The sequence below is a fragment of the Brachyspira sp. genome (genome assembly GCF_029258575.1).
Lineage (GTDB): Bacteria > Spirochaetota > Brachyspiria > Brachyspirales > Brachyspiraceae > Brachyspira.
In genome coordinates this window covers 1-26,236 of record NZ_JARHYI010000003.1, presented here as the reverse complement: position 1 = coordinate 26,236, position 26,236 = coordinate 1, and the positions used below count along the sequence as shown (strand labels likewise).

The window sequence follows — 26,236 nt, the reverse complement described above, 5'->3', positions numbered from 1 at the left end:
ATGAGTTATCTTTATGAAATAAAAGAAATCAGTAAAGTATATGGTCATGGTGGAGGTGCTACTCAGGCATTAAAATCAGTTAACCTTACAATAGAAGAGGGAAAACTTACCGCTATATTAGGACCAAGCGGATCTGGTAAGAGTACTTTACTTAATATATTAGGTGCTTTAGATAAACCTACAAGCGGACAGGTATTATTTTTGGGAGAGGATATTTCGCATTACAGCAATAAAAATCTTGCAAAATTCAGAAGAGAAAATATAGGATTCGTTTTTCAAAGTTATAATTTGCTTCCGAATCTTACTGCTATAGAAAATGTGGAATTTTCAACAGAAATAACAGGACTTTCCAGAGATAATGCTGAAGAAGCTTTAAAATTATTAGGACTTGAGAATAGAATAAAACATTATCCTACAGAATTATCAGGAGGAGAACAGCAGAGAGTAAGTATAGCACGAGCAATAGCAAAAAAACCTAAAGTGGTATTATGCGATGAACCTACTGGGGCTTTGGATAATAAAACGGGGGTTATGGCTCTTAAAATACTTAGAGATTTAAATAGAAATTTCGGTACAAGCATAGTATTAATTACTCATAGTAAAGAAATAGCTAAAATGGCTGATACTGTAGTAAAAATATTAAGCGGTGAAGTATTGGATAAATATGATGTAGACGATCCTCTTAATCCTGAAGATATAGAATGGTAAAATAAAGTGAATGGATAAATAATGATAAATATAAAAACTAAACTTTTATTCAGAAAAATAAATAAACAGCTTGCAATATTTATGTCGGCAGTATTCATAGTAACTTTGGCTGTACTTTTCTTTGTTGCAGTTAAAACTGTATATAGAGATTTTAAACTTTCTGCAGAAAATTATTTTGAAGAAAATGTATTAGATGATTTAGTACTATTCGGTATATTTAATAATGATGATGTAGAAACTTTGAAAGATATAAAGGAAGTAGATAAAGTAGTAGCTAAACATAGATTTCAAGGAAAAATAGATGATGTTGATGCTATTGTTTATGGTACAGATAATTCTGCAAATACTATTAATAAACCATTTATATATGAAGGTAAATCTAGCCTTGAAACTAATGAAATAGCTATCAATAAAAATTTTGCAGATGCTAATAAGTTAAAAATAGGTGATACTGTAGAATTAATTTTTAATGATAAAACAAATTCTTTTGTAATAGCTGCTTTGGTATCATATCCTAATTATGTATTTCTTTTTAAAGACGGTGCTAGTACTGCATCCGAAGCTAAAGACTTTGCTGTTATAGAAGTAAGCGAAGAACATTTTAATTATATGCCTTACAATTCAATATATATTAAATATAAAGAAAATGTTAATAAAAGAAATATTGAAAATTTAATAAGAACTAAATTAAAACAAAAAATATTCTTCTTCACAGACAGAGAACAATCTGTAAACTATGTGAATTATGAACAAACTTTACTTCAAATAGATTCATTTTCATATATTTGTCCTTCTATACTTCTTTTGATGGCTATACTTCTTCTGTATATTATTCAAAGAAGAAATGTGGCAGTTGAAAGAAAACAGATAGGAATTATGAAAGCAATAGGACTCACAGATTTTTCTATAATGTTTATGTATATCAAATATTCTTTTTTAGTTTCATTCTTTGGTATACTATTGGCTTTTATTATAAGTAAATTACTTCTTCCTCCTATATTCAAGGCATTAGGAAATATATTCGATATGCCTAATTTCACTTATAATATTTATATAGACTTATGGATTATATCTGCATTTATTATATTGTTTGTATGTATATTCTCTAATCTATTGGCTGCTGTATCAATATTAAAATTAAATCCTGCACAGTCTATGAGAGGAGAGCCTCCTAAAAGTTCTGGAAAAATATTAATAGAAAAATTAAAAATTTGGAATAAATTTTCTTTTAATACAAGATATGCAATTAAAAATGCTTCAAGAAGCAAAACAAGATATTTGGCTTCTCTTTGGGGAATGTTTGCTGCTATTAGTATGACTATATTTGCTCAAGGATTTAATAATTCTTTTGATTATTTTTTATATAATTTATATGAGAAATTTGCATTATATGATGTTACAGTTACTATAAATCCTACAAAATGGGAAAATAATTCTGATATACTAACAAATAATAATATTAAGTATTATGATAAAGTGGCTATTTATCAATCAAGATTATATCCTGCTTTCAGAGATAATGCAGAAAGTTTATATATACCTACTCTTATATATAAAGATAGTTTTTCATCTATTGATATACCTAATAATGATGAAAAAGAAGATACTGTGATGATTCCTAAATATTTGGCTGAAAAATTAAATGTTAAAGAAAATGATTATATAGGAATAGAATTATATACACTTGGAAATAGTATATCAAGAAGAGTAAAGGTAAGTAAATTTGTTGATCAGCAGGGTATGTTCTATATTTACATGGATAAAGATTTTGCTAAAAAGACATTTGATATTAAAGATGTTTATAATAATATTTTTATAACTACAAAAGATGATATTACCAAAGATAATATGAAAAATATATTAGATGATAGTAAAGAAGTTTCATATTATAGCTTTAGAAATGATGAATATGAAGCTTATAAAAATCAAATAGCAACAATATATTTATTGGTGCAAATACTTATATTCATAGCATTTTTACTTGGAGCAACTTCTCTATATGGTGTTGGTGTTATTACTCTTGCCACTAGAAGATATGAGTTTACATTGCTCAAAGTTATGGGATACACTACAAAAGAAATTATGATAGCATCTCTTAAAGAAACAATTACTCAGGCTATAATTGCAATTCCATTGGGTATAGCTGCGGGATATGGAATTTTATATTTGGTAAAAAAACCGTTCTCAAGCAAATTATTTTCATTCGTTCCGCATGTATATGAATCCAGCTATATACTTGCTATGATACTTCTTGTAACTATTATATCATTCGTATCCATTATGAGTACGCATTATATAAATAAACTTGATATGGTTGAAGGTTTAAAAGATAGGGAAGAGTAAACTATTATATATGAATAAAAATGTATTAGTAATATGAAGTATAAAGAAAGATTTAGTTGTAAAAACTCCTAGATTTCCAAATGATGGAGAAACTATATTAGGAATCGATTTTTAGATGCAAAAGAGTAAATCAGGCTTTAGAAATAGCTTAACTAGGCTTTGGTGCAAGTATATTAGCTACAGTTGTAGATAAAGTTTTGCAAAGCAATTAATATATACTTTATCAAAAAATAATGTAAATACAGATAATATTATAATAAAAGAAAATACCTCAAGAGAAATAGCTTTAATAACTATAACTGAAAAAGGGATAACAATATAGTAGTTTTGAAAAATGCTAATGCCCTTATAAGAGGAGAAGATATAAAGAAGATTTAATAAACAATTATGATATTATATTTTGCAATTGTAAATACCATTACATATTGCAAAGTATATTGTCATTACAGCAAAAAATTAAATAAAACTGTGGTATTAAATCCCTCTCCTGCGGTAAAGATAGATAAAGAATTTTTAAGTTCTGCAGATATATTAATACCTAATGAAACAGAAATAAATATCATAGGCATGTTGAATATATTCTTGACTGCGATGTAAAAAATATAATAATTACTTTATACTCAAATGGCTCTTATTTAATAAAAAAGAAAATAATATAGTTAAAACACCTACAAAGTGAAGGTAGTATATGGAAATACCTTTTTAGGGAATGCTATAATTGTGTATAGAATAAACTATAGATTCTATACCTAATTATGAAGAGATAATAAACAAAAATATATAAAAAATTCCGTTTATACTATTGACTTTTTTTATGATTATTGTATAATAGTAATCACTTTGCTGGTGTAGCTCAATTGGCAGAGCAGCTGATTTGTAATCAGCCGGTTGCGGGTTCAAGTCCCATCACCAGCTCATTTTTATTTTTTCAAAAAAACTTCTCCATAATAACATTTTATATTAAAAAATACTTATAATTAGTCAATTCTATTTCGATAATATATTTAGGAAATGGGTATGTTTAAATTAAAAGATTTAATAAATAAGAAAGGATATTTCGTAATAGCCGAAGCAGGATGCAATCATGAAGGTGATTTAGATACTGCAATTAAATTGATTGAAGAAGCTTCTAAATCAGGTGCCGATGCTGTAAAATTTCAAAGCTTTACACAAAAAACTCTATTTGCTTCAAAAGAATATACAAAAGCATTAAAATTAAAAGATGATGCACTCGATGGTATTGATAATATTATCTTAAAAAAAGAATGGTATGAACCTCTAATAAAAGAAGCAAAAAAAAATAAAATTATGTTTATAACAACTCCTTTTTCTGTAGAATCTGTTGAAGACATAGTTAATTATAATATACCTATAATAAAAATAGCTTCATGCGATATTGATAATATACCTTTACTTCATGCTGTTGCCAAAACAAATAAACCTGTAATACTTTCTACTGGATTGGCTTTAAATAAAGATATTAAAGAAGCTCTAAAAATATTAAAAAATAATGAAACTGCATTACTTCATTGTTCTGTAGAATACCCTACCCCAATACAAAATGCCAGACTTAATAGAATATCAGTTATGCAAAATATATTTAAAAATAATATAATAGGCTATTCAGATCATACTATAGGAATAGAAGCTCCTATTATTGCCGTTTCTTTGGGGGCTAAAATAATAGAAAAACATTTTACAGTAAATCCAGAAAAAGAAACTGGAGATCATATTATTAGTTTAGAAAAAAATGCTATGTCTGAAATGATAAGATCTATTGATAAAACATTAATTATGCTTGGTGGCAATTTGGCAAATAAAAAAGAACATGTATTAAGTAAGCAAGAAAAAAAAGAACTTGTATATGCCAAAAGAGGTATTTATCTCAATCATGCTATGCTTAGAGGAGAGGTAATTACAGAAAAAGATTTAATTGCTTTAAGACCATGCGTAGGAATACCAGCTAAACATTATAAAAAAGTTTTGGGTATGACTTTAAAAGTGGATAAAAAATCCAATACTGCTTTGAGTTTTAAAGATTTACAAAAATAACTTGAAATAAAAATATTTTTTGTTAAAATATTATTTATAAATAAGGAATGAGGTCTCCTTAAATTATTTATAATCATAAATAATTAAACCGCTTAATATAAAAGCTGATGACTTCTGCAAATTTTTATGATTTTTTTATGAATTATATAATTATTAAGAGATTTGCAGAATAAGTTTTTATATTATTTCTTTTAATATCATAATTCATATAAAAATCAAATACTAATAAAAGGATTCATACTTATGCTTCTTAGTTTAGCTTTGATATTTTTATGTGGAATGATATTAGGAAAATTATTTTCACTTTTAAAACTTCCATCTCTTTTGGGACTTATAATAACAGGAATACTTCTTGGACCTTATTGTTTTAATTTGCTAGATAATTCAATACTTTCAATATCAGCAGATTTAAGAGAATTGGCACTCATTATAATACTCACAAGGGCTGGACTTAATCTTGATATAGAAGACTTAAAAAAGGTAGGAAGACCAGCTATACTTATGTGCTTTGTTCCTGCAAGTCTTGAAATAATAGGAATGATTCTAATAGCTCCGAAACTTTTTAATATTACAATATTAGATGCTGCTTTAATGGGTTCAGTTGTAGCCGCTGTTTCTCCTGCTGTATTAGTACCAAAAATGTTAAAACTTATAGATGAAAAATACGGCACAAACAAAAGCATACCTCAATTATTGATGGCTGGAGCTTCTGTAGATGATATATTTGTAATAGTACTTTTTGCCTCTTTTACATCTTTACTCAAAGATGGAAACATTTCTCTTCTCAACTTTATAAAAATACCTACTTCTATACTTCTAGGATTGATAATAGGTATACTAATAGCTTTTATACTATCCAAATTTTTTACAAGATTTCATATAAGAGATAGTGCCAAAGTAGTTATAATATTAAGTATATCTTTTATACTTGTAACCATAGAAAATTCTATATCTAATATATTCGGAGGAATAATAGGTTTTTCTGGACTTTTGGCGGTTATGAGTATAGGAGCATATTTAAAAAAGTCAAAAGAGGAATTATCTAAAAGACTTTCATTAAAATACTCTAAACTTTGGGTGGCTGCTGAAATTATTCTTTTCGTGCTTGTAGGTGCTGCTATGAATATTAATTATGCTTTAAAAGCTGGATTTTTTGGAATTGTACTTATATTCGGAGCTTTGATTTTCAGAATGTTCGGAGTATTTTTATCATTAATAAAAACTAATTTAAATAAAAAAGAACGTTTATTTTCTATGTTAGCATATTGTCCTAAAGCAACAGTTCAAGCTGCAATAGGTTCTATTCCTCTATCTCTTGGATTTGCATCAGGAGAAATTATACTAGTAATAGCTGTACTTGCAATACTCATAACGGCACCTCTTGGAACTTTTGCAATAGAGTTTTCATATAAAAAATTATTAGAGCATAAATAATATTTTATATGTATGTTCCTCTTAACTGCCCCATAGTTCCTGAAAATATAATATACAGAACAAAGTATATTAAAAAATAAACTATTTTAAAGATTTTATTTTTTTCAAATTGAATGCCTACAAATGTATATGCTGCCAATGCTACCATAGGAAGTCTTGTAAAACTCCAAGTACTTCCTGTAGTTAAAGGCATTATAATTGTAAATATTGAATATACAGTAAAACAAATAGGCATTTTATTTATACTAAAAATAGCAAATGTAATCATTACCATAGGTAATAAAAATTCTAAAAATGTTCTTAAAGAAGGATATTGAAATATATGAATTAATAATTTTATCACAAATGGTATAATAAAAGGATTAGGAACTTCTCTATCCCATGCTTTTTGAGATTCAAAAAAATAAAAGGCATTTCCCTCTTTGGCATACATAAACATAAGCCATAAACAGCCAAAAAACTTAATCCTTCTTTTAAAAGAATTAATATAGATTTAATACTAAAATCTTTAGCTTTTATATATGTAATAAGCATGTCAATACCATATCATACTAATAAAGCAATACCTGTTATTCTTGTTAAAGTTGATAGTCCGCAAAATAATGCTGCTATCATATAATCCTTATTTCTATATGCTATTAAAGATATTATAACATTTAAAAAAAATAAAGATTCTGTATAAAGTATAGTATTATAATTTGAAGCAGGATAAATTATTAATGCTATAACAGCATACATAGAAAATTCTTTAGATATATAAAAACTTATATAATAATAAAAAAGTATCATAAATAATATAAATGATATATTTGTAACAAAAAAGCCCACAAATTCATAAGAACCTAAAAATATATATGAAAAAAATTTTATTGATATAGTATATATTGGAGCAAAAGCATAATAAGACAAATGCACACTGTATCTAGCAATATCTATATAAATTGAAGCATCATTCCATCTATAAAATATCTCTAATATATTATTTATATCATAAGTTCCTTTATTTGGTAAATGATATAAACCTACATATAGTAAAATAATGAATAATATTCTTGATGTTATAAATATTATAAAAATAGTTAATAATTCTTTTCTATTATTTTTAATAAAAGAAATTAATTTATTTTCATTCTATATACTCCTTAACATTAAATTAATCTGCCCTTCATATCTATACATAAATCAAGTATAGAAAAGGCAATAGCAGCTTCTATAACAGCAACAGCCCTTACTGCTATGCATGGATCATGACGCCCTTTAATAATAAGGACTTCTTCCTCTTTAGTTTCTATATTTAATGTCAATTGCTCTTTTGATATTGAAGGAGTAGGCTTGATAACTGTATTAACTATTATAGGCATGCCGTTTGATATGCCGCCTAATATTCCGCCGTTATTGTTAGTTTTTGTCTCTATAGTTTTTATATTATCATCATTTTTTATAGTATAAGCATCATTGCATTCGCTTCCCTTATAATTAACGAAATCAAATCCAAGTCCAAAATCTACACCTTTCACTGCTGGTATAGCAAATAAAGATTGGGCTATTCTACTTTCTATAGATGAATAAAAAGGCTCGCCAAATCCAGCTGGCATATTAAATACAGCAGCAGTAATAATTCCTCCCACTGAATCTATATTCATTTTAGACTCTTCTATAGTTTTGAGCATCTTATTCATAGCATCATCATCGAATACAGCCAATTCTTTATCATAATTATTTATAAAATCTTCATAGCTTGGAAAAGTATTATTTTTGTATTTATCTTTAATATTGTATATTTGTTTGATATGAGCAGCTATAGTAATATCAAATTTTTCTTTAAGTGCCAATTTACATAAAGCCCCAGAAAATACCAAAGGAGCAGTAAGTCTTCCAGAAAAATGTCCGCCTCCTCTTATATCATTAAATCCATCATATCTCAGCATAGCAGTATAATCACTATGAGAAGGTCTTGGAATGACTTTTAAATTAGAATAATCTCCACTTCTTTTATTTTCATTTTTTATTACAGCAGCAATAGGCATTCCTGTGCTTTTTCCTTCAAGTATACCAGATAATATTTCTGGCTTATCAGCCTCATTTCTTGCTGTTGCAATCTTGGCATTTTTAGCCCTTCTTCTATTCATCTCTTTTTCTATAAATTCATTATCTATATTAATACCATAAGGAAAACCGTCTATGACACATCCTATAGCTTCGCCATGAGATTCCCCAAATAAACTTAATTTAATATTATTTCCAAATACGCTTCCCATAAATATATTCCTAAAAAATGTTATATTAGTATATATTATCTTTTATAAACTTTCCATATAGAACTGTAAAGTAAAATGATGTATTAAATTAATTACTTTTTTATACCTAATATTTCAACACCTGTTTGAGTGATTAAAACAGTATGCTCGAAATGAACAGCTAAAGAATAATCAGGAGTAGATAAAGTCCAGCCGTCTTTCTCTTTTTCGTACTTGTCTGTTCCATTCGTAATCATAAGCTCTAATGCAAGCACCATATTAGGCTCTAATAAAACATCATTATTAGGATGATAAAAATTAAATATATAAGGGGCTTCATGATATTCATAACCAACACCATGACCTGTAAGAGATTTTATAACTTTAAATCCATATTCATGAACTTTATTTTCAACAGTTCTTCCATATTCGCTTAAAAGAACATTAGGCTTTAATTTGTAAATAGCATATTCCAAAGACTTTTTACATGCCTCTATAAGTTTATAAGCTCTATGATTAACTGATCCCATACCACCTTCTATAACTATAGTTCTAGCACAATCAGCATAACATCCATTATACTTTACTCCTACATCAACGCATACAGGTTCTCCATGAACAAGTATTTTATTATTAGTAGGTCTTCCATGTGCTATTTCATTTCCGCTTGATATACTTGTGGCAAATCCATAATCTGGGACTTCAAAATTAGCTGGATAAGCATTTTTACTTTTTATATATTTTTCTACTTCTTTATCAATTTTAGAAGCTCTTACACCAGACATACAAAGTTTAAAAGCTAAATCTATAGAATCCTGTGCTATTTCGGCTGCTTTTCTTATATTAGATATAGCCTCTTCATCTTTTATGCTTGGCTTTATTATTTCTTTAACTTCTTTTATAAACATATTGATATACCCTCTTACTTCAAAGATTTAGGAGTAAATATATATAAAAGAATTACCAATATAATAGATCCTAAAATAGCAGATGATAAATTTATTTTAATATATTGTATATTACTAACTCTAGGTAAGTAGTAAGAACCAAGCAAAGCACCAACAGTAGCTATAAGAAACATCATAATCCAACCGCCGAATACTTTTATTTTCAATACATTGCTGAAAACTAAACTAACTATTATTCCTATAACTATAAAAGCTGATACTACGATAAAATATTCCATCTATTTACTGCAACCTCTCTTTAATTAAATCAATTACTAGAAAGTCCTATAAAAAATGATTTTAATCCTCCTTCATCATTTTCTATTGGTACGAATATCATATGAGATATATCTTCTCTATCTGAAACACCAAATTTATTTTTAATAGAATCTGAAGCGAAAGGATCAGATACATACAATGTTTTTTTATGTGACAATATCTTTTTGAATAAAGCCTCATTTTCATTTATATTCAATTTATTTTTTGTATCATCAGATATATTTTGAGAGTCTTCTATAGAATAATTTCCATCATCTCTTCTTTCAAGCATAGCAGCATGCTTAATATCAAGTCCTGATTGTTCTTTCACCCATTCCAACATATCATTCATATTCTTGTTAATAAATTTTTTACCTCTAAGAGATTTCAAAACATTTCTCCAACTAGCAGTCATATTTTCTTTTACTTTCTCTTCTGCCTCTCTATAAAAATCATCAGGTGCTTTAGGAACTTCTTCAGGATCATACAAGTCTTTATCTATTAAATCTTCTGTATCAAAACTATCATTTTCATTGGCAGGCTTTATAACTTCTTCATCATCATATTCTTCATTATTAAAGCTATGTGATATATCATTACTATCTGCATTATTATCAATCTCTTCATCTTCATTTTCACCTAATAAAAAATCTCTATTAAGTGAGAAATTAAAAGCATCACTAGAAGAGAAATATTCTTCTTCTTTTTTTACTATCTCATCTTCTAAAATTGATCCATGACTTATCAAAATATCCCCCTCATTATTATCATCTATAATATCATCAATACCTTTTATAATATCATCTTCTTTAGAATTATTATCATCAACAACTTCCTCCAATTCATCATCAGTATCTTCTGATATATTATTATCATAATCATTTTCATCATCTAAAACTTCTTCATTTATATCTTCTGTATCTTCTGCATTAGCTTCTTCATTCTCATCTTCTAATACATCATCTAAATTAGGTACTTCTTCTGATTCACTATTTTCTTCTTCTTCCAATATATGATCTGAATCTAAAAGTTCTTCATCAGTATACTCTTTCATCTCTGGGTAATTATCTTCTGTATTTTCTTCTTCTGATTCTTCTACATTAGCTTCTTCTTCATTCTCATCTTCTAATACATCATCTAAATTAGGTACTTCTTCTGATTTGATACTATCTTCCGATTCATTATTTTCTTCTTCTTCCAATATATGATCTGAATCTAAAAGTTCTTCATCAGTATACTCTTTCATCTCTGGATAATTATCTTCTGTATTTTCTTCTTCTGATTCTTCTGCATTAGATTCTTCTTCATTCTCATCTTCTAATACATCATCTAAATTAGGTACTTCTTCTGATTCGATACTATCTTCTGATTCACTATCGTCTTCTGCATTTTCCAATAATGATAAGTCATCTAATTTGATATTCTCATCTTCTACTGCTTCTTCGACATTTTCTAATAATGATAAATCATCTAATTTGATATTCTCATCTTCTTCGTCTGCTTCATCTAATTCACTGTCTAAAGAGGATATATCATCTAATTTAATTACTTCATCATCATCATCATTTTTTATTGATTCTCCTCCGTCTTCTAATATATCATCCAATTTGATATCATCATCATAATCTATTATACTATCCAAACTAGAAGTATTATTTTCTACTTTTATATCCTCAACATCATCTATATCAGGCAAATCAAGTTTACTCTGTTTTGTTATTCTATCTCTTTTATTTAAATATTTAATACTATCATCATCTAAATCTTCTATATTGCTGTCATAATCATCTATATTAAATTCTTCATCATTAACAATATTAGCATTAGCATAATTATTTATAGGAAGATCGCTTTCATCATATATATCATCTTCATCATCTTTTTTAATATTATTGACAGGTGCAGCTATCCCTATTAAAGAAGAAGTTAATAAAAATATAAAAGATAATGATAAAAGTACCAATATAATATATTTCAAATATCTCTGTACTATAGGAACACTTAATTCCAATATACCAATACTAAAATTATCTATATCTTTAACCTTACCTGAATAAAAGGCAAATGTACTATTATCAGTTTCAATATTTCCAGAACTTCCTATATCCTTATTCATATACTGTGTTAAGCTATCTATGGATATACTATTAATATCTATGGAAGGATTATAATAAACTACTCCATTAGGAAGAACGGCAAAGTTCAAATTATAAGATGTATTTTCAAATATTTTTTTAAATACACTTGCTACTATATACCCTACTTCTATTCCCCTATCATTTTTTATAGGCTTTACAAAATATACACCATCATAATCTTTATCAAAAAATGCAATAGCTTTAGATTTTTTATAATTTTCCAAATCAACGGGTTTAGTCTTTACAGTAGAAGAAAATACTGATTTTCCATCGGCTAAATACAATGCTACAGTATCAAAAGGATAATTACCACTTCTAAATATTGATATAATTCTATCTCTCTCAGCTTCATCTATACCATTCAATATAACTTGCTGTAATAAGTTTATAAAAGGGTAACTATCTACTATCTTATTAAGTCTATTATCATAATCCTTTACAAGATTTACTATACTATTCTGACATATCAAAGCATTTCTATCAAGCTTTTTTGTATCAACATCAAAAGCATCTTTTTTAAGCCCAAATACGAATGTAATGAATAGGGCCAAAACTATTAAATTCATTAATATAGATACATATACAAAGATAGATATCTTATTATGTTTGTCAGACATATAATCACCTCTAAACAACTATTATTTTTTTGTTATACTTTTTCTAGCATCTTCCTCTGCTTTGTTTATTATAGAAGAAAGCATTTTATCAAAAGCAGCAAATACATCATCTGCTCTTGAATTATCAACTTTTTTTATTTCTTCTTTTGCAGAATTATTTTCTTTATATTCTTCATTAACTTTATTTTCATTTTTTATATTATCGATAGCTTTATTGTATGAATTTAATATACTCATACTAATATTATGAGAATCATTATTTATATAATTATCCTCTTTTTTAGTTTCAAATAATGAACTTCTATCTTCTTCATCTTTAGAAATTGACAATAAATCATTTTTTACTATTTTTCTATTAAATTCATTTTTGATTTTTAAATCATTTTCATCAATGGTTTTAAATTGATTATTTATTGATATATTATTCAATTGCTCATTTGATATAGACATAAACTTTTCATATTTTATGTTTTCTATCTCTTCATTTGCATCCTTTATATCCGCCTCATATTCTGCACTTACTAAATTATCATCTTCTATAGAATTCTCCTGTATCATATCTTCAATATCATATATGCCATCATCAGTAAATGTTTCTTCAATAGCCATTTCATATTCTTCTTGCAAATCTCTTTTTATAGAAGCAAATGCATTTTCTATATCATCATCATTCATTTGTTCATCTTCTATCATATTATTAGAATCTTCAATATCATTATTTTCATTTACTATTACAGGAACATCATTTTTACTTTCTATATCTTCTGTATTTTCTTTTATTATATTCTCTGTATTTTCTTTAATCTCTTCTGAAGAATTTGTATCTTCTAAAAGATCTTCTTTTGAAAATGCAAATTTATTTTTGGACATCTTTATTTCCTCTTTGATAGAAGAAACTATATTTAATATATCATTACCTATATTAAATTTTTTATCCTCATTATGTTCTTTTAAATACTCATCAGGCACTTTATAATATACCTTTTGAATAATTGGTGGCATATCCTCAATAGCATTAGATTTAGGAAGTTCATTATTCACTATACTTTTATTTATAAGTTCATCACTTCCCATTACACTTTCAACATAATCTCTATTTCTTTTAATCTGTATAATATATTTAAAGAAATGAGCAACAGCTTTAATTAATAATTGACAAATCAATATTAGTAATGCAGTTAAAGCTAATACTATAAGCTCAAAATAATTAGGATATTCCTTACCTATCATAGAAACAGAAAGAGAATCATTAACCATAAAACTAGGCTGTTTTTTATAATAAGCATATCTGTTTATAAGGCTTGAAACTTTTTCTATATTGTTATCTCCAACTGCCTCTCTAACATTATAAACAGAATTTCTAGCATCGCTTACATAAAGTCTTTTATCAGCAACTTGATAGTACATAGCAATATCAGATACATAAGCATAATCATTTCTAGTTGCTGATATTATTTCACCATGAGAGTTTTTGATATATTCCATTATATAAAAGGCATTTTCATTAGTAGCATTTAAAACTAAAGAACCTTTATTCTTAATTTCATTTATTAAATTATTATGTAATTCTAAAGGCCAAGATTTATTTCTTGATAAATATAAATTAAAAAGCATTTTTCCATCTATATTAAAAATAGTCATTCCTCTTAAATATGGATTTTCAACTGTCATTTTATAATAACTATTTTTATATTTATCCAATTCCTTTTTTACAGGTATATTATTTGGATCAAAATCTTTTAAAGAATCAGCGGTTTGATACATATTATAACCCACATAATCAGATATAGACTGAGTTATCAAATTAACCTGATATTCAGATACACTATTTCTTTTTATTTTCATTTTTACCGCTATTTTATCCATTCTTTGCATCATCATATCTAAATAATCATTTATCAATATTGCTACAGAATTATTTTCAGGTAATATTGTATTACTTGCAGCACGTGTGAACATAGCCACTATAAATATGATAAGAAAAGATATCATCAAACTTAAAATTGTTTTCATTACTTTTTGCTTTTTATTTTCATTCATAACATAGCCTTTGAATAATAATTATCTTCTAAAAAGATATAAAAAACTATTATTAGTTATCGGCTAAACTAAATTTTACTTGAAATCTTTTATTATTATGGAAATGAATTATTTGAATTAATAAAAAAGCTCCGCTGAGTCGTACACGACATAAATGCGCCTGAGCTTTCGCGTCAGGTGGGTTCCTCAGAAACATGACCTTGATTTCTCAAAACCGTATCGCGATAACGGCGAGCCTATCATTAATGCTTCACTCTAGATCCCTTATGCATTAATTTATACTGGCGCAAGAATGTAACATCGCTTAACGAGAACAGCAGAGTAATTACAATATAAATTCTTTTTCATTATTTGTCAATACTGTAATTAAAATTAACATAATATTTATTATTGTTTTATAAAAATAATAATATTACTTGACAAACATTTCAGCAAAAATATAATAATAAAATAGTTTTTTAAGGTATTTATTTATGATTAAGAATATTATATCGGATATAGGAAATGTACTCTATGAATTTAATGTGAAAGGATTCATCAATAAAAATATAGATGAAATAGATAAAAAACAATTCATAGAAAATACTTTTGAAAATAAAAATTGGCATCTTATGGATAAGGGCGATTTGGCTTTTGAAGATGCTAGAAAATTATTCATAAAAACAAATCCAAAATATGAAAAAATTATAAATGATTTGTTTGATAATGGTTTAACATTATGTTTAAACAAAAATAAAAATAATATTTCACTATTAAAAAAATATAAAGATAAAGGATATGATATATACTATCTTTCAAATATGCCATCTGAAACATTTGAAATACTGAGAAAAGAAACGAACTTCTTTTATGATACTTGTATTGGAGGGGTTGTTTCAGCACATATAAAAATGATTAAACCAAATAAAGATATATACGAATATTTTTTGCAAAAATTTGACTTAAAAGCAGAAGAATGTCTATTTATAGATGATAATATCAATAATGTTAATAGTGCCGCAGAAATGGGTATAAATGCAGTACAATTAAACAAAATAGATGATATGAAAATTATATTAAAAGATATACTAAAAAAATAATAATCATCATGAATATAATTAAAAAATTAATTCAAAAAATAAAAAATAGATATGGTATATTATTCCCAAGTCTTATATCCATATTTACTATAATAAATCTAATCGCAGCTATTTGGGCAAGCAGTTTTATATATGAACCTAATATCACAAATAAATTTTATATATTTTCTGTATTATTCTTCCCATTTACAAGTATAGTTATAGGGATAATTATCATAATAAAATTCATAGTTGATGCTATAATGAAAAAAGAAGGATCACATTTAAAATTGGTAATAGTACTTATTATGGGACTTATGACTGTTATTCCAAGTATATTTATAAGTAAAATATCTACATATATTATCAAAACAAATTTAAATCTATTTTTGAATCAGAATATTAATAGTTCAGTAGAATATATAATAGATGCTTCAAATAAAGAAATAATAGATAAACAAGAATTTATGTTTGATACCATAAAAAAAGTAGGAGTAGGATATTTTAATAATATATTTCATAATTTAGAAACTGAAAATATGGATTATAACGATATTAATAAAATATTAAAAAATTCAGAGTATTTTAATAATATAGTTTTTTTATCAAATTCATATAATGGCAACAATATAATATTTTTTAACTCGACCAATTATATACCACTTGATATTAATTATAAATTAAATAATACTGATACTATATTTATTAATAGTGAATATAATGAATTGTTCTATGTAAATGCTATTATACCATTATCATATAGTAATAATTATGTTGTATGGTCTGAAGTTATGCCCAAAAATTATATAGAAATAAGAAATAATGCTTTGGAATCATTTAGAATATATAATTCTGTAAATATATTCACAACCGAATTCTCTATGATACTTAATTTACTATATATATTTGTATTGGGTATATCAACTTTTTTCTCTATAATATTTGGTATAGCTTTATCAAGACTTATAACAAGACCTATAAGTTTAGTTCTAAATGCTACAAATTCTATAACGAATGCTGATTTTAATATAGATATGAAGCTTGGTGGTGTTCATGATATGAGAAATCTTATACATAGATTCAATGTAATGGCTAGAGCATTAAAATATCATAGAGATAGAGAAAACACTAGAGCAAGACTAGAAACTTGGAGGGAAGCTGCTATTAAAGTAGCTCATGAAATAAAAAATCCGTTAATGCCCATAATAATGAATGCAGAACTAATAGACAGAAGAATATCTACAAATATGACGGATATCGATGTTGAAAAAGCTAAAAAATCGGCAAAGCTTATAATAAAAAATGCTGATGCTATTGCAAGTTTAACTAAATCTTTTTCTGAATTTTCATTTGCCATAAAATTATCAGAAAATAAACAATCTATAAATGAAGCTTTATTAGAAGTGTTAGAATCTTTTAAAAACACTGGTAATATAAAATTTAATGTAGTTTTAAGTAAACATGATTACTTTATTAATATGGATAGGGAAAAATTGATGATGGCTTTCAGAAATTTAATAAAAAATGCTGTAGAAGCTATGGAAAAATCTCAAAGTTCTATTATTTACATATCATCATATCATGAAATTATTGATTTAAATGAATTTTTTATAATAAGCGTAACAGATACAGGTATTGGTATAGAAAAAAATAATTTGCATAAAATATTTGAGCCGTATTTCACTTCAAAGGAAAAAGGAACAGGTATAGGACTTTCAACAGTAGAAAAAATAATTTCAGAACATAATGGAACTATAGATGTAGAATCCATAATTAATGAAGGTACTACTTTCTTTATAAAGTTTATGATTCAATCATAAAGATACTATTTTTGTAGCTAATTTATTAATATGAGAAGGATATTTCATACATATAATATTATGTTTTTTTGCTTCTTTTTTTAAATCAATCCCCATATTTTCATATAGGAAAAAGATTGTAAATTCATCGAAATTCGGAAGTTTTTTAAGTTCTGAAATAAATTCTATAACATTAATCCAAGCTAAATTAGGATTAAACACCAAATTTTTTATACTATATTTATATATTTTACTTATAAGTTCATATAAATTTTCAGCTATAAAAACATCAACAGATGAACTTTCTAAAGCAGCTTTGACTTTATTCAATCTGTTATTATCATCGTCTATTATTATAGATGAGTAATTCATAAGGCACACTCATTTATAGTAATTTAATGTGCCGAGAGAGGGACTCGAACCCTCACTGAGTTGCCTCAGGCAGATTTTGAGTCTGCTGCGTCTACCAATTTCGCCATCTCGGCAATATGTAATTATCAAAACCAATTACTTTAATTTTTTAATAGCTTAGATTATAAATTATAGTAAATAAAAATCAAGTATTATGTTATATATTTTTTCTTTTTTTACAATTATATGTTTTATTTATTGTAAAATATTATAAAATAGCCACTAATGAGGTTTATTATGAAGATTACATTAGATATGTCAATATCAAAGTTGCTTGATGCTTTTGATAGAGAATTTGGGATATCACTTGGTATATATAAAGGTGCACATAAATCAGATAATATTAAACTATTTGAAATAGCAGATCCTAGAAAAAATCAAAAAGCTTTTATAGTTATAAATAAAGATACTAGTGTAGAAAGTGCCGAAGCTATGTTCAGAAACACATTCGGAATAAGAGTTCAGGTAAAAGATAAGAATGGAAATACGGTAAGTCAGGAAAGTACATTAGGTGGAATAAGAAAATTAGATAAAGGATTCATAGAAAATAATGAAAATGATAATATTAATCTCTTAGAAAATGAAGATGAAAATGAAGAAACTTTAGAATATGATAATAGCAAAAAGAAAAAAAATAAAAAATCATACTTTTTAAAACCTAAAACTGTTAAACATACTGTAGAAGATAAGATAAAAGAAATAGATAAATTATATTTAGGTTTTCAAAGATCAGAAAGATATAAATCTATGTTAAATCTTTTATCATGCATGGAAGAAGCTAGATTAACATACCCAGAATCTAAAGAACTTATAGATCATATTGAAGAAATAAAATCAAAATCATTAAATATATCAAATTTAAGCATAAAAAAAAGGAAATTTGCCATATTTGTACTTATCATAATAACATCTATTTTATCAATTATAGGAATAGGTACTTGGGGATACAGCTTATATGGAAAAATAAAAAAAGATAGAGAAGCCGATAATATTATTCAAGAAATAGATAATTTGAGAATGAGAAAAGGTTCATTAATGGAAAGCGGAAATATATCTGCTGCTAATGCTGTAGATGAGAGTATAAATTTAAAATCAGAAAGATTAAATAGTATAAAAAATGAAACAAGTGTATCAATAGCTAATTATTTTATAATATCAGCATTCTTTTTAGCTGTAATATTAGCAATGTTCATATTAAGACTTAATAAATATAATGTAACTTCTATAAGATTTGGTAAAACTACATAAATTAATTTTTATATTAATAAATTAACATAATTTTACTTGATAATATACAACTATATGATATTATATAGAACAATATGATGACTTATTATTTTATTATGAGGATATTTTAAATGCCAAAGATTACTATACCACTAAATGAAGTAAAAGAAGGAATGAAAGTAGCAAGTAATATATATAATAGCGATGATAAAAGAATAGTAGATATTGGAACTATAATCACAAAAGATATCATAGAAACTTTAAAAAGAAATTCTATTACAACTATTAGTGTATTGGAACTTTTAGATTTGAAAAAAGAAAATCATGTAAATACATCTGGAGATGGTAGTAAGGCTGTTTTAAGAGGTGTTATAGAAGAAAACGGTAAAAAAATATTAAAAATAGATAGTGAAGAAGTTGCAAAAAATAAAGAAATTACCATAGAAAAAACTAAATTATTATATGAAACTGCAAGAAGTGGGGGAAGTATAGATTTTGATTCGATGAAAAAAGAAGTCAATAGTATGCTTTCATCTATTGTAGAAAATAAAGATGCTCATTCATATCTATCTATGTTAAAGAGAAAAGATGAAACAATGTATAAGCATGCTGTAGATGTAGCCACTTTATCTGCAATAACTGCAGGAGAATTAAATCTTACTAAAGTAGATATGGCTAATATTATGCTTGGGGCATTAGTTCATGATATAGGAAAGGTACTTATTCAGGAAAGTCTTCTTACTAAATCAAATCTAACAAAAGAGGAAGAGAATATTTTAAAGAAGCACCCTACTCAGGGATATAAATTGGTAAAAAGAGATAATTTAGATGATAATATTGCAGATATAGTATTGGAACATCATGAAAAATATGACGGAAGCGGTTACCCTTTTCAAAAAGATAATAAAGATATAAGTTTATACAGTAAAATAGTATCTATTTGCAATACATTTAATAATTTAATAACAAAAGGAGAACATGGAGTGCCTTGTCCTGCTGATAAAGCCGTAAAAATAATAATATCGCTTGCCAAAAAAGATTTTGACAGTGATGTTGTTAAAGCATTTCAAAAAGCTGTAGGTTTTTATCCTAATAATACAAGAGTTAAGCTTTCTAATGGAAGCATTGCAAGGGTTATAGAACAAAATCCGAATTTACCATTAAGACCAGTACTTTCTATAGTTAAACATTTGGATGGAACTGTAAGCGATGGCTTGGAAATAGTTGATTTATCTACTTCTAACGATATCTTTATAAAAGAAATAATGTAATTAAATCTTTAATTTTTGTTTTTTACATAAAAGCCTAACTAAATATTTCAACTCATATTTTGAATAGAAATCTTTTACCATTGTTACACCTCTCTTATTAAAAAAAGAAAAGTAATTGTATTTTTCTAAAGTAGATAAAAGTTTTAAAAAATGATCTTCTTCTAATATAAATGCATCTGATACCTCTTTAAGAGAATATAATTTATCTTCATCTTTGAAATATTTATTCAAAAAAGCATTAGCCTTTTTGGAGATCATTATATTAGTGATGATAATTTTTAAAGATAAAAAAAAGATAAAAATAAGTATGGAATATTGTATAAGTTTAGGCACAAATTTATCACTTAGTTTGATTGAATAATATTAAATTCATAAATATTTCACCAAGTTCTGTTTTATAATTTATAGATAATATTTTATCATTTTCTTTTTCAAGCATAGACATCTGCTCACTCATAAGTATAGCAGGAGGCGTCATATCCAAATCTATATGTTTTGTAGATAAATCATTAATAGCACTTCCTGCAACCATATTAACGAATTCTTTAATAGTAGCAATAAATATATCATCTATTGTAGTTATGGATTCCATATTAAGAGCTGAAGCTAATTTAAAAGCAGTAGCCTTACTCATATTAAACATAAGTCTTCCACTCAAATCTCCTGTAATACCTACAAAAACAATAACCCCACCTACATGATTGGCATTTCTGTATATTCTCACATCGCCCTTGCCTACTTTTGAATTGAAATAACTTTTTAATATAATTACTGTGCCTTTGCTAAAAGCATTTACTACATCTAAGTCAAACATATATATAACACCATATAATTTTTATTTACGCATGATTATCGGAAATAAATATAATATTTTTAACAGTATACTACTATATATATAAATATTCAAGCAAAAAAGAAAGATTTTTATATAATAATATACAAAGAATTATATATTAATTGTATAAATCTTGACTACAAATAAAAAGAATGATATCATTAAATAAAATGGTTTAGTTATATAATAAAATAACCGATAATATTATGAGAGATAGAATACTTTGTTTATCTTTTACATTATTAATATTTGTATTTGGTATAATATTAAATTTCTTTTATAAAAATACAGATACAAATAATACATTGATTAGTATTACAGTAAAAGGAGCGGTTGTTAATCAGGGAGTATATTTTTGTAAATATGGAACTTCTGTATCAAAAGTTTTGGAGCTTTGCGGAGGAATGACCGAACTAGGTTTTTTACCTGCTGAATTTGACTATAACACACCAATAACAAATGATACTACGATTAATATACAAAAAAGATATTCAACTATAAGAAAAAATTATGAAGAGAACTGATAGTGGAAAAAGAATTCGCTAGTATTTTTGAATATAATAAAGACATCTCACTCAATGAGTATGATATAAACAAACTTATAGATAGAACTATAGAAATCAATGAAAATGAATTCCCAGTAATATCAGTTGGAAATACAGATAAAGACAGTCCTAAAATATATGGAAAAATCACATCCAAAGAATATAAAAAAGAAAATATTGCCAATATTAATAATTACATTGAAGATGAACAGAAAATAGAGTTAGAAAGCGATACATATTCAGAAGAAGAAACAAAAAAATATAAAAATCTTCAGGAAACTTTAAGCTTATCAGACAGCGATATAGAAGTTGCAAATCAATTGACAGATTCTGAAATAGACATGTCAAAACTATTTCCTGATGGTATAAAAACTGATGGGCAAATTGAAAAGGCTAATGATTCTGAAAAATTATCCTCTGAACAGTCTGAAATAATTAATGAAATACATTCTGATGTACATAAAAAAACAGATGAAGAAATTCTACTAAAAAATGAACTTGATGATATTAAAACCGTTGAAGATTTTAATTTAGATAGTACTTTTAAAGAAGTTAATCCTTTAGATGATGATGATGATAATGATAATGAATCTGTAGAAGAATATTATGATGATGTTGATAATTATAGTGATGATGATTTATTAGATTTATTAGAAGATGATACAAATGAAGATGATATTCAGCAAAATGAATTAGATGATGATAATGAAGATGTAAAAGAAGATAATGCTCATGGTTTAGAAATGAGAGAGTATACAGATGAGGAACTTCTAGACATTAACCATATCTTATACAATGATGAAGATGAAAAAGATAAGGAAATTAATACAGAAACAGCAACCAAAGATAAATCAAATGAGGAAAATAATATAAAAACTGATTCTTCCGATGAAATAATAAGTTTGAATTTGGAAGAATTGGATAATTTAGAGGAAAGTTTATCTAATATAAATAAAAAAGAAAATGATGAAAATACTGTAGATGAGAACATTAATTTGAATTTGGAAAGTAATGAAGAAGAAGTAGATGATATAAATTTAGATGATATAATTAATATAGAAGAATGTATAGATTTAGAAGATTTAGAAACCAGTATAGAAGAAAGTTTAGAAGAATTAGAAAATATACAAGAAGAAGTTCAAACTGAAGAAGATAAAATTAGCACAGAAGATTTAGAAACCAGCATAGAAGAAGGTTTAAAAGAATTAGAAAATATACAGGAAAAAGTTCAAACTGAAGAAGAGAAAATTAGCACAGAAGATTTAGAAACAAGTATAGAAGAAGGTTTAAAAGAATTAGAAAATATACAGGAAGAAGTTCAAACTGAAGAAGATAAAATTAGTATAGAAGATTTAGAAGAACTAGAAGAAAATATAGATTCAGATGAAAAAGGTAATATAGAAGAAACTGTTGAAGATTTAGAAACAGATATAGAAAAGGGGTTAGAAGAATTAGAAGACATACAAGAAAAAGCAAAAACTTCTGAAGAAAAAAACATTGCAGAAGATTATGAAAGCAGTTTAGAAAAATTAGAAAGTATTAGTTTAGATGATTTTGAAATCAGTAAAGAAGAAAGCTTAAAAGAATTAGAAAAAGAAAGTACCGAAGAATTAGAAAAAACACAGGAAGAAACTCAAAGCTCTCAGGAAGTAGAAATACAAGAAGAAAATGAATTAGAAATGAAAGAATATTCTGATGAAGAGCTTTTGGATATTAATCATTTAGATGAAGATTATCTTAATGAAAATCCTACTCAGCAGGAAATTTCTAAAGAAGAAGATATTGAAAGTACTGAAGAATTAGAAAACACACAAGAAGAAACTCAAAGCTCTCAGGAAGTACAAGAAGAAAATATTTCTGAAGAATTATCATTAGATAAATATACATTAATAGAAACAGAAGATGGAACAAAAGTAAAAAGAACTTTTTATGCCAAAGATAATATAGATTTGGAAAATGCTGTATTTTCTGAAGATCAAAATTATGTAGTTGAACATATATATTCTGAGGAACAAAATGTTCTTATGAAAGAAGTATATGAAAAAGATAGTTTGACAGAAGAAGAATTAGAAATTCTTGATTGTGTTGAAGAGTTTAATTTACAGGATTTCTTTAATAATCAGTCTACCAATAATCAAGACATAGAAGAAGATAAAATAGATGATGAAGAAATTAAAATACCAGATTTAGATGATGATAGTTCTATAATTATACAGGATAATGATTCTTTAACTGTAGATGAAGATTTGGAATTACCAGAGATAGATGATGAAGAACCTAAAGAAGTAGATCTTATAAAAGAAGATAATTTAAAAGATAAAGAAGATGAAATTAATGTACAATATAATAATAAAAATGTAATAGTACCTGATATAGATAATGTTGATTATATAGATGAATCAAATTTTATAAATGAAGAAATGGATAAAAATGATAATGTAATACAATTATCAGGAAATGAACTCGATTTAATAACTAAAGATATTGATATAAATGATAATGAATCTTCAAAAAGTGATGAAGAAGAGATAACTGATGATTATAGAGAAAATAATTACTCTGTTTCTGAAGTTAATGATAATGAGTTAGAAGAGATAGATGACGGATATATCAATGAAAACGAAGAAGGCATAACTGATGATTATAGAGAAAATAATTATTCTGTTTCTGAAGTTAATGATAATGAGTTAGAAGAGATAAAAGAAGAAACTGATACACAAGAAGATACAGCTGAAGAAGAAGAAGATTTATCAGATGAAGATAAAGATATGTTTGAGGGTTATTTGAATAAAGTAGAGAATCAAGCCGAAGAAGATTTGAGTGAAGAAGAAAAAGAAATGTATCAAGATGATGTAGATAAATTTGAAGATGAAGATGTAAGTGAAGAAGAATTAGAAAATCTTGTATACATAAATAATGTTCAGATAGATGAAATAAAAGATTCTGACTTAAATATGTTGGAAAACATAATAAAGGGTGATAGCGAAGACGGTATAGAACTTATACAAATAAATAATAAAACAAATGAAAATGATAATAAAGAAGATAATAATAAAGCTAAATCTTTAGAACATTTTGATTCTATGGATGAACTTTTGAAGAAGGAGACTAATATGTCTGAAGAAAAAGAATTAAAAACTATTGAAAAGGAAAATTTAGATGACAATGTGGCTGTTGAAGAAGAATTTAGTTTGGGTGATGATAATGAATCTATTTTAATGGAAGAAAAAGAAAATAAACTTCCTGATGAAGAAGATTTTGATGGAGAAATTACGCAATCAGATTTAGATCATGCTATAAAATTATTTGAATCTGAAGAATCCAATGAAAATACTAATGATTACAGCAATAAACCAGATCTATTATTATCAGAAAATGAAATTAATAAATTTAAAAAACTATTTGGATATTTCAAAAATATTGTTGAAAAAATGTCTCCTGAAGATTTAAATGATTTCTCCAAAACAGAGTTCTATGATATGTATTCATCTCTGTTTAGAAAATTTGGAGATTAAATATGAATAAGGGACTTCAAAAAAGTCCCTTTTTTATTATCAAAAATATCGATATTTTTTAATTTCTATCTTTAAGTAAAACCAAATCCTCCCCTTCAAGCTCTTTTACCCTTACAGATACATATTGATCCTGCGGTACATTAAGAGCAACTCCGACATAATTAGCAGATACAGGTAATTCCCTGCCGAATCTATCTACCAAAACAAGTAAAGATACTTTTTTAGGTCTTCCATAATCAAATAAAGCATTGAGAGCTGCTCTAATAGTTCTTCCAGTATAAAGCACATCATCAATAAGAAGTACAGTTTTACCAGTAATATCAAAAGGTATATCAGTTTCTTTAATTTCAGGAAATTCTGAAAGAATAGATAAATCATCTCTATAAAGATTAATATCTATTGCCCCAATAAGAATATCTTTTTTAATCTTCTCTTCTAAAAGCTTTTTTAATCTCACACCCAAAAAATCGCCTCTCCTTCTTATACCAACTATAACTAATTTCTCCATATCCTCTTTTTCAATAATTTCAGCAGCCAATCTAGGAAGCACTTTTTCATATTCTTCAGCTTTTAGTAAAACTCTCATTTTATACTCCTTCAATACTTTAATCTAAATCATGAATTTTTAAAATTATAACGATTAAAAGGAAAAAAAGCAACATAATTATTTTTTACTTTTTGTTTAAGTTCCATAGATATTGCACACTTTTAGTTTAAAAAAAATGAGATATTCCTTATAATTTAAATTGCTAAAAAAAACAAAAAGGAATATCTATGAAACAGTATAATACACAACAGAAA

Annotated in this window: 21 protein-coding genes, 2 tRNA genes and 1 riboswitch; of the genes, 11 read left to right on the top strand and 12 right to left on the bottom strand. The window is 26.0% G+C overall.

Annotation, left to right across the window (positions count from 1 at the left end; genetic code table 11):
- The 5 genes from Q1J76_RS00210 (at position 1) to Q1J76_RS00190 (ending at position 6,537) form a co-directional block, all read left to right on the top strand.
- Positions 1–708 (top strand): ABC transporter ATP-binding protein, encoded by a 708-nt coding sequence (locus tag Q1J76_RS00210; RefSeq protein WP_300365083.1) that lies wholly within the window; start codon positions 1–3, stop codon positions 706–708.
- Between the two features lie 21 nt (positions 709–729).
- Positions 730–3,051 carry an ABC transporter permease gene (locus Q1J76_RS00205; RefSeq protein ID WP_300365080.1) on the top strand — a complete coding sequence of 774 codons (2,322 nt, stop codon included), beginning with the start codon at positions 730–732 and terminating at the stop codon, positions 3,049–3,051.
- Positions 3,052–3,893: 842 nt separating this feature from the next.
- Positions 3,894–3,966, top strand: a tRNA-Thr gene (locus Q1J76_RS00200).
- Between the two features lie 102 nt (positions 3,967–4,068).
- Positions 4,069–5,103: an N-acetylneuraminate synthase family protein gene (locus Q1J76_RS00195; protein WP_300365077.1), complete on the top strand. Its 1,035-nt coding sequence runs from the start codon at positions 4,069–4,071 to the stop codon at positions 5,101–5,103.
- Positions 5,104–5,137: 34 nt separating this feature from the next.
- Positions 5,138–5,227: riboswitch (Fluoride riboswitch) on the top strand.
- 119 nt (positions 5,228–5,346) lie between these two features.
- Positions 5,347–6,537: a cation:proton antiporter gene (locus tag Q1J76_RS00190; RefSeq protein ID WP_300365074.1), complete on the top strand. Its 1,191-nt coding sequence runs from the start codon at positions 5,347–5,349 to the stop codon at positions 6,535–6,537.
- A 4-nt stretch (positions 6,538–6,541) separates the two neighbouring features.
- On the opposite strand, the gene Q1J76_RS00185 is transcribed toward Q1J76_RS00190, so the two are convergent.
- The 7 genes from Q1J76_RS00185 to Q1J76_RS00155 form a co-directional block, all read right to left on the bottom strand.
- Positions 6,542–6,970: a hypothetical protein gene (locus Q1J76_RS00185; RefSeq protein ID WP_300365071.1), complete on the bottom strand. Its 429-nt coding sequence runs from the start codon at positions 6,968–6,970 to the stop codon at positions 6,542–6,544.
- A 113-nt stretch (positions 6,971–7,083) separates the two neighbouring features.
- The gene (locus Q1J76_RS00180; protein WP_300365068.1) at positions 7,084–7,452 is read right to left on the bottom strand and encodes a hypothetical protein; all 369 of its coding nucleotides are present in this window, start codon (positions 7,450–7,452) and stop codon (positions 7,084–7,086) included.
- A 233-nt stretch (positions 7,453–7,685) separates the two neighbouring features.
- Positions 7,686–8,795 carry a chorismate synthase gene (gene aroC / locus Q1J76_RS00175; RefSeq protein WP_300365065.1) on the bottom strand — a complete coding sequence of 370 codons (1,110 nt, stop codon included), beginning with the start codon at positions 8,793–8,795 and terminating at the stop codon, positions 7,686–7,688.
- A gap of 92 nt (positions 8,796–8,887) precedes the next feature.
- The gene (map, locus tag Q1J76_RS00170; RefSeq protein WP_300365063.1) at positions 8,888–9,682 is read right to left on the bottom strand and encodes a type I methionyl aminopeptidase; all 795 of its coding nucleotides are present in this window, start codon (positions 9,680–9,682) and stop codon (positions 8,888–8,890) included.
- Between the two features lie 14 nt (positions 9,683–9,696).
- On the bottom strand, positions 9,697–9,960 hold the full coding sequence (locus Q1J76_RS00165) for a hypothetical protein (RefSeq protein ID WP_300365060.1): 264 nt from the start codon (positions 9,958–9,960) through the stop codon (positions 9,697–9,699).
- Positions 9,961–9,989: 29 nt separating this feature from the next.
- Complete coding sequence (locus Q1J76_RS00160) at positions 9,990–12,734, bottom strand: AAA family ATPase (protein ID WP_300365057.1); 2,745 nt, start codon at positions 12,732–12,734, stop codon at positions 9,990–9,992.
- A gap of 21 nt (positions 12,735–12,755) precedes the next feature.
- Positions 12,756–14,774, bottom strand: coding sequence for a ring-infected erythrocyte surface antigen domain-containing protein (locus Q1J76_RS00155; RefSeq protein ID WP_300365054.1), 2,019 nt, complete (start codon positions 14,772–14,774; stop codon positions 12,756–12,758).
- A gap of 473 nt (positions 14,775–15,247) precedes the next feature.
- On the opposite strand from Q1J76_RS00155, the gene Q1J76_RS00150 reads away from it, so the two are divergent.
- Together Q1J76_RS00150 and Q1J76_RS00145 are read left to right on the top strand one after the other, a co-directional pair.
- Entirely contained in the window at positions 15,248–15,853 is a 606-nt protein-coding gene (locus Q1J76_RS00150) for an HAD family hydrolase (RefSeq protein ID WP_300365051.1), read from the top strand.
- An 8-nt stretch (positions 15,854–15,861) separates the two neighbouring features.
- Positions 15,862–17,652, top strand: a complete 1,791-nt coding sequence (locus tag Q1J76_RS00145) for a sensor histidine kinase (RefSeq protein ID WP_300365048.1) — start codon at positions 15,862–15,864, stop codon at positions 17,650–17,652.
- Here the strand turns inward: Q1J76_RS00145 and Q1J76_RS00140 are convergent.
- Positions 17,647–18,003 (bottom strand): response regulator, encoded by a 357-nt coding sequence (locus Q1J76_RS00140; RefSeq protein ID WP_300365045.1) that lies wholly within the window; start codon positions 18,001–18,003, stop codon positions 17,647–17,649. The two genes, Q1J76_RS00145 and Q1J76_RS00140, sit on opposite strands and share 6 nt — an antisense overlap.
- A 29-nt stretch (positions 18,004–18,032) precedes the next feature.
- Positions 18,033–18,116 (bottom strand) — tRNA-Leu (locus tag Q1J76_RS00135).
- Between the two features lie 163 nt (positions 18,117–18,279).
- Here Q1J76_RS00135 and Q1J76_RS00130 point away from each other — a divergent pair.
- Positions 18,280–19,290, top strand: a complete 1,011-nt coding sequence (locus Q1J76_RS00130; protein ID WP_300365042.1) for a hypothetical protein — start codon at positions 18,280–18,282, stop codon at positions 19,288–19,290.
- Positions 19,291–19,400: 110 nt separating this feature from the next.
- Entirely contained in the window at positions 19,401–20,540 is a 1,140-nt protein-coding gene (locus Q1J76_RS00125; RefSeq protein WP_300365040.1) for an HD-GYP domain-containing protein, read from the top strand.
- Here the strand turns inward: Q1J76_RS00125 and Q1J76_RS00120 are convergent, their stop codons facing one another.
- Positions 20,541–20,873, bottom strand: coding sequence for a hypothetical protein (locus tag Q1J76_RS00120; RefSeq protein ID WP_300365037.1), 333 nt, complete (start codon positions 20,871–20,873; stop codon positions 20,541–20,543).
- Positions 20,874–20,880: 7 nt separating this feature from the next.
- Positions 20,881–21,354, bottom strand: a complete 474-nt coding sequence (locus Q1J76_RS00115) for a chemotaxis protein CheX (RefSeq protein ID WP_300365033.1) — start codon at positions 21,352–21,354, stop codon at positions 20,881–20,883.
- Positions 21,355–21,581: 227 nt separating this feature from the next.
- On the opposite strand from Q1J76_RS00115, the gene Q1J76_RS00110 reads away from it, so the two are divergent.
- Positions 21,582–21,899 carry an SLBB domain-containing protein gene (locus Q1J76_RS00110; RefSeq protein WP_300365030.1) on the top strand — a complete coding sequence of 106 codons (318 nt, stop codon included), beginning with the start codon at positions 21,582–21,584 and terminating at the stop codon, positions 21,897–21,899.
- A gap of 2 nt (positions 21,900–21,901) precedes the next feature.
- Entirely contained in the window at positions 21,902–25,435 is a 3,534-nt protein-coding gene (locus tag Q1J76_RS00105) for a coiled-coil domain-containing protein (protein WP_300365026.1), read from the top strand.
- A 58-nt stretch (positions 25,436–25,493) separates the two neighbouring features.
- On the opposite strand, the gene pyrR is transcribed toward Q1J76_RS00105, so the two are convergent.
- A complete protein-coding gene (gene pyrR / locus Q1J76_RS00100) occupies positions 25,494–26,021 on the bottom strand; it encodes a bifunctional pyr operon transcriptional regulator/uracil phosphoribosyltransferase PyrR (protein ID WP_300365023.1) in 528 nt (175 codons plus the stop codon).
- Between the last annotated feature and the right edge of the window lie 215 nt (positions 26,022–26,236).

Coding starts and splice junctions, on each gene's coding strand:
- Q1J76_RS00115 (WP_300365033.1), bottom strand. CDS start 21,354: ATGTTTGACTTAGATGTAGTAAATGCTTTTAGCAAAGGCACAGTAATT.
- aroC (WP_300365065.1), bottom strand. CDS start 8,795: ATGGGAAGCGTATTTGGAAATAATATTAAATTAAGTTTATTTGGGGAA.
- Q1J76_RS00205 (WP_300365080.1), top strand. CDS start 730: ATGATAAATATAAAAACTAAACTTTTATTCAGAAAAATAAATAAACAG.
- Q1J76_RS00125 (WP_300365040.1), top strand. CDS start 19,401: ATGCCAAAGATTACTATACCACTAAATGAAGTAAAAGAAGGAATGAAA.
- Q1J76_RS00190 (WP_300365074.1), top strand. CDS start 5,347: ATGCTTCTTAGTTTAGCTTTGATATTTTTATGTGGAATGATATTAGGA.
- Q1J76_RS00140 (WP_300365045.1), bottom strand. CDS start 18,003: ATGAATTACTCATCTATAATAATAGACGATGATAATAACAGATTGAAT.
- Q1J76_RS00110 (WP_300365030.1), top strand. CDS start 21,582: ATGAGAGATAGAATACTTTGTTTATCTTTTACATTATTAATATTTGTA.
- Q1J76_RS00165 (WP_300365060.1), bottom strand. CDS start 9,960: ATGGAATATTTTATCGTAGTATCAGCTTTTATAGTTATAGGAATAATA.
- Q1J76_RS00130 (WP_300365042.1), top strand. CDS start 18,280: ATGAAGATTACATTAGATATGTCAATATCAAAGTTGCTTGATGCTTTT.
- map (WP_300365063.1), bottom strand. CDS start 9,682: ATGTTTATAAAAGAAGTTAAAGAAATAATAAAGCCAAGCATAAAAGAT.
- Q1J76_RS00150 (WP_300365051.1), top strand. CDS start 15,248: ATGATTAAGAATATTATATCGGATATAGGAAATGTACTCTATGAATTT.
- Q1J76_RS00210 (WP_300365083.1), top strand. CDS start 1: ATGAGTTATCTTTATGAAATAAAAGAAATCAGTAAAGTATATGGTCAT.
- Q1J76_RS00155 (WP_300365054.1), bottom strand. CDS start 14,774: ATGAATGAAAATAAAAAGCAAAAAGTAATGAAAACAATTTTAAGTTTG.
- Q1J76_RS00160 (WP_300365057.1), bottom strand. CDS start 12,734: ATGTCTGACAAACATAATAAGATATCTATCTTTGTATATGTATCTATA.
- Q1J76_RS00145 (WP_300365048.1), top strand. CDS start 15,862: ATGAATATAATTAAAAAATTAATTCAAAAAATAAAAAATAGATATGGT.
- pyrR (WP_300365023.1), bottom strand. CDS start 26,021: ATGAGAGTTTTACTAAAAGCTGAAGAATATGAAAAAGTGCTTCCTAGA.
- Q1J76_RS00185 (WP_300365071.1), bottom strand. CDS start 6,970: ATGTATGCCAAAGAGGGAAATGCCTTTTATTTTTTTGAATCTCAAAAA.
- Q1J76_RS00195 (WP_300365077.1), top strand. CDS start 4,069: ATGTTTAAATTAAAAGATTTAATAAATAAGAAAGGATATTTCGTAATA.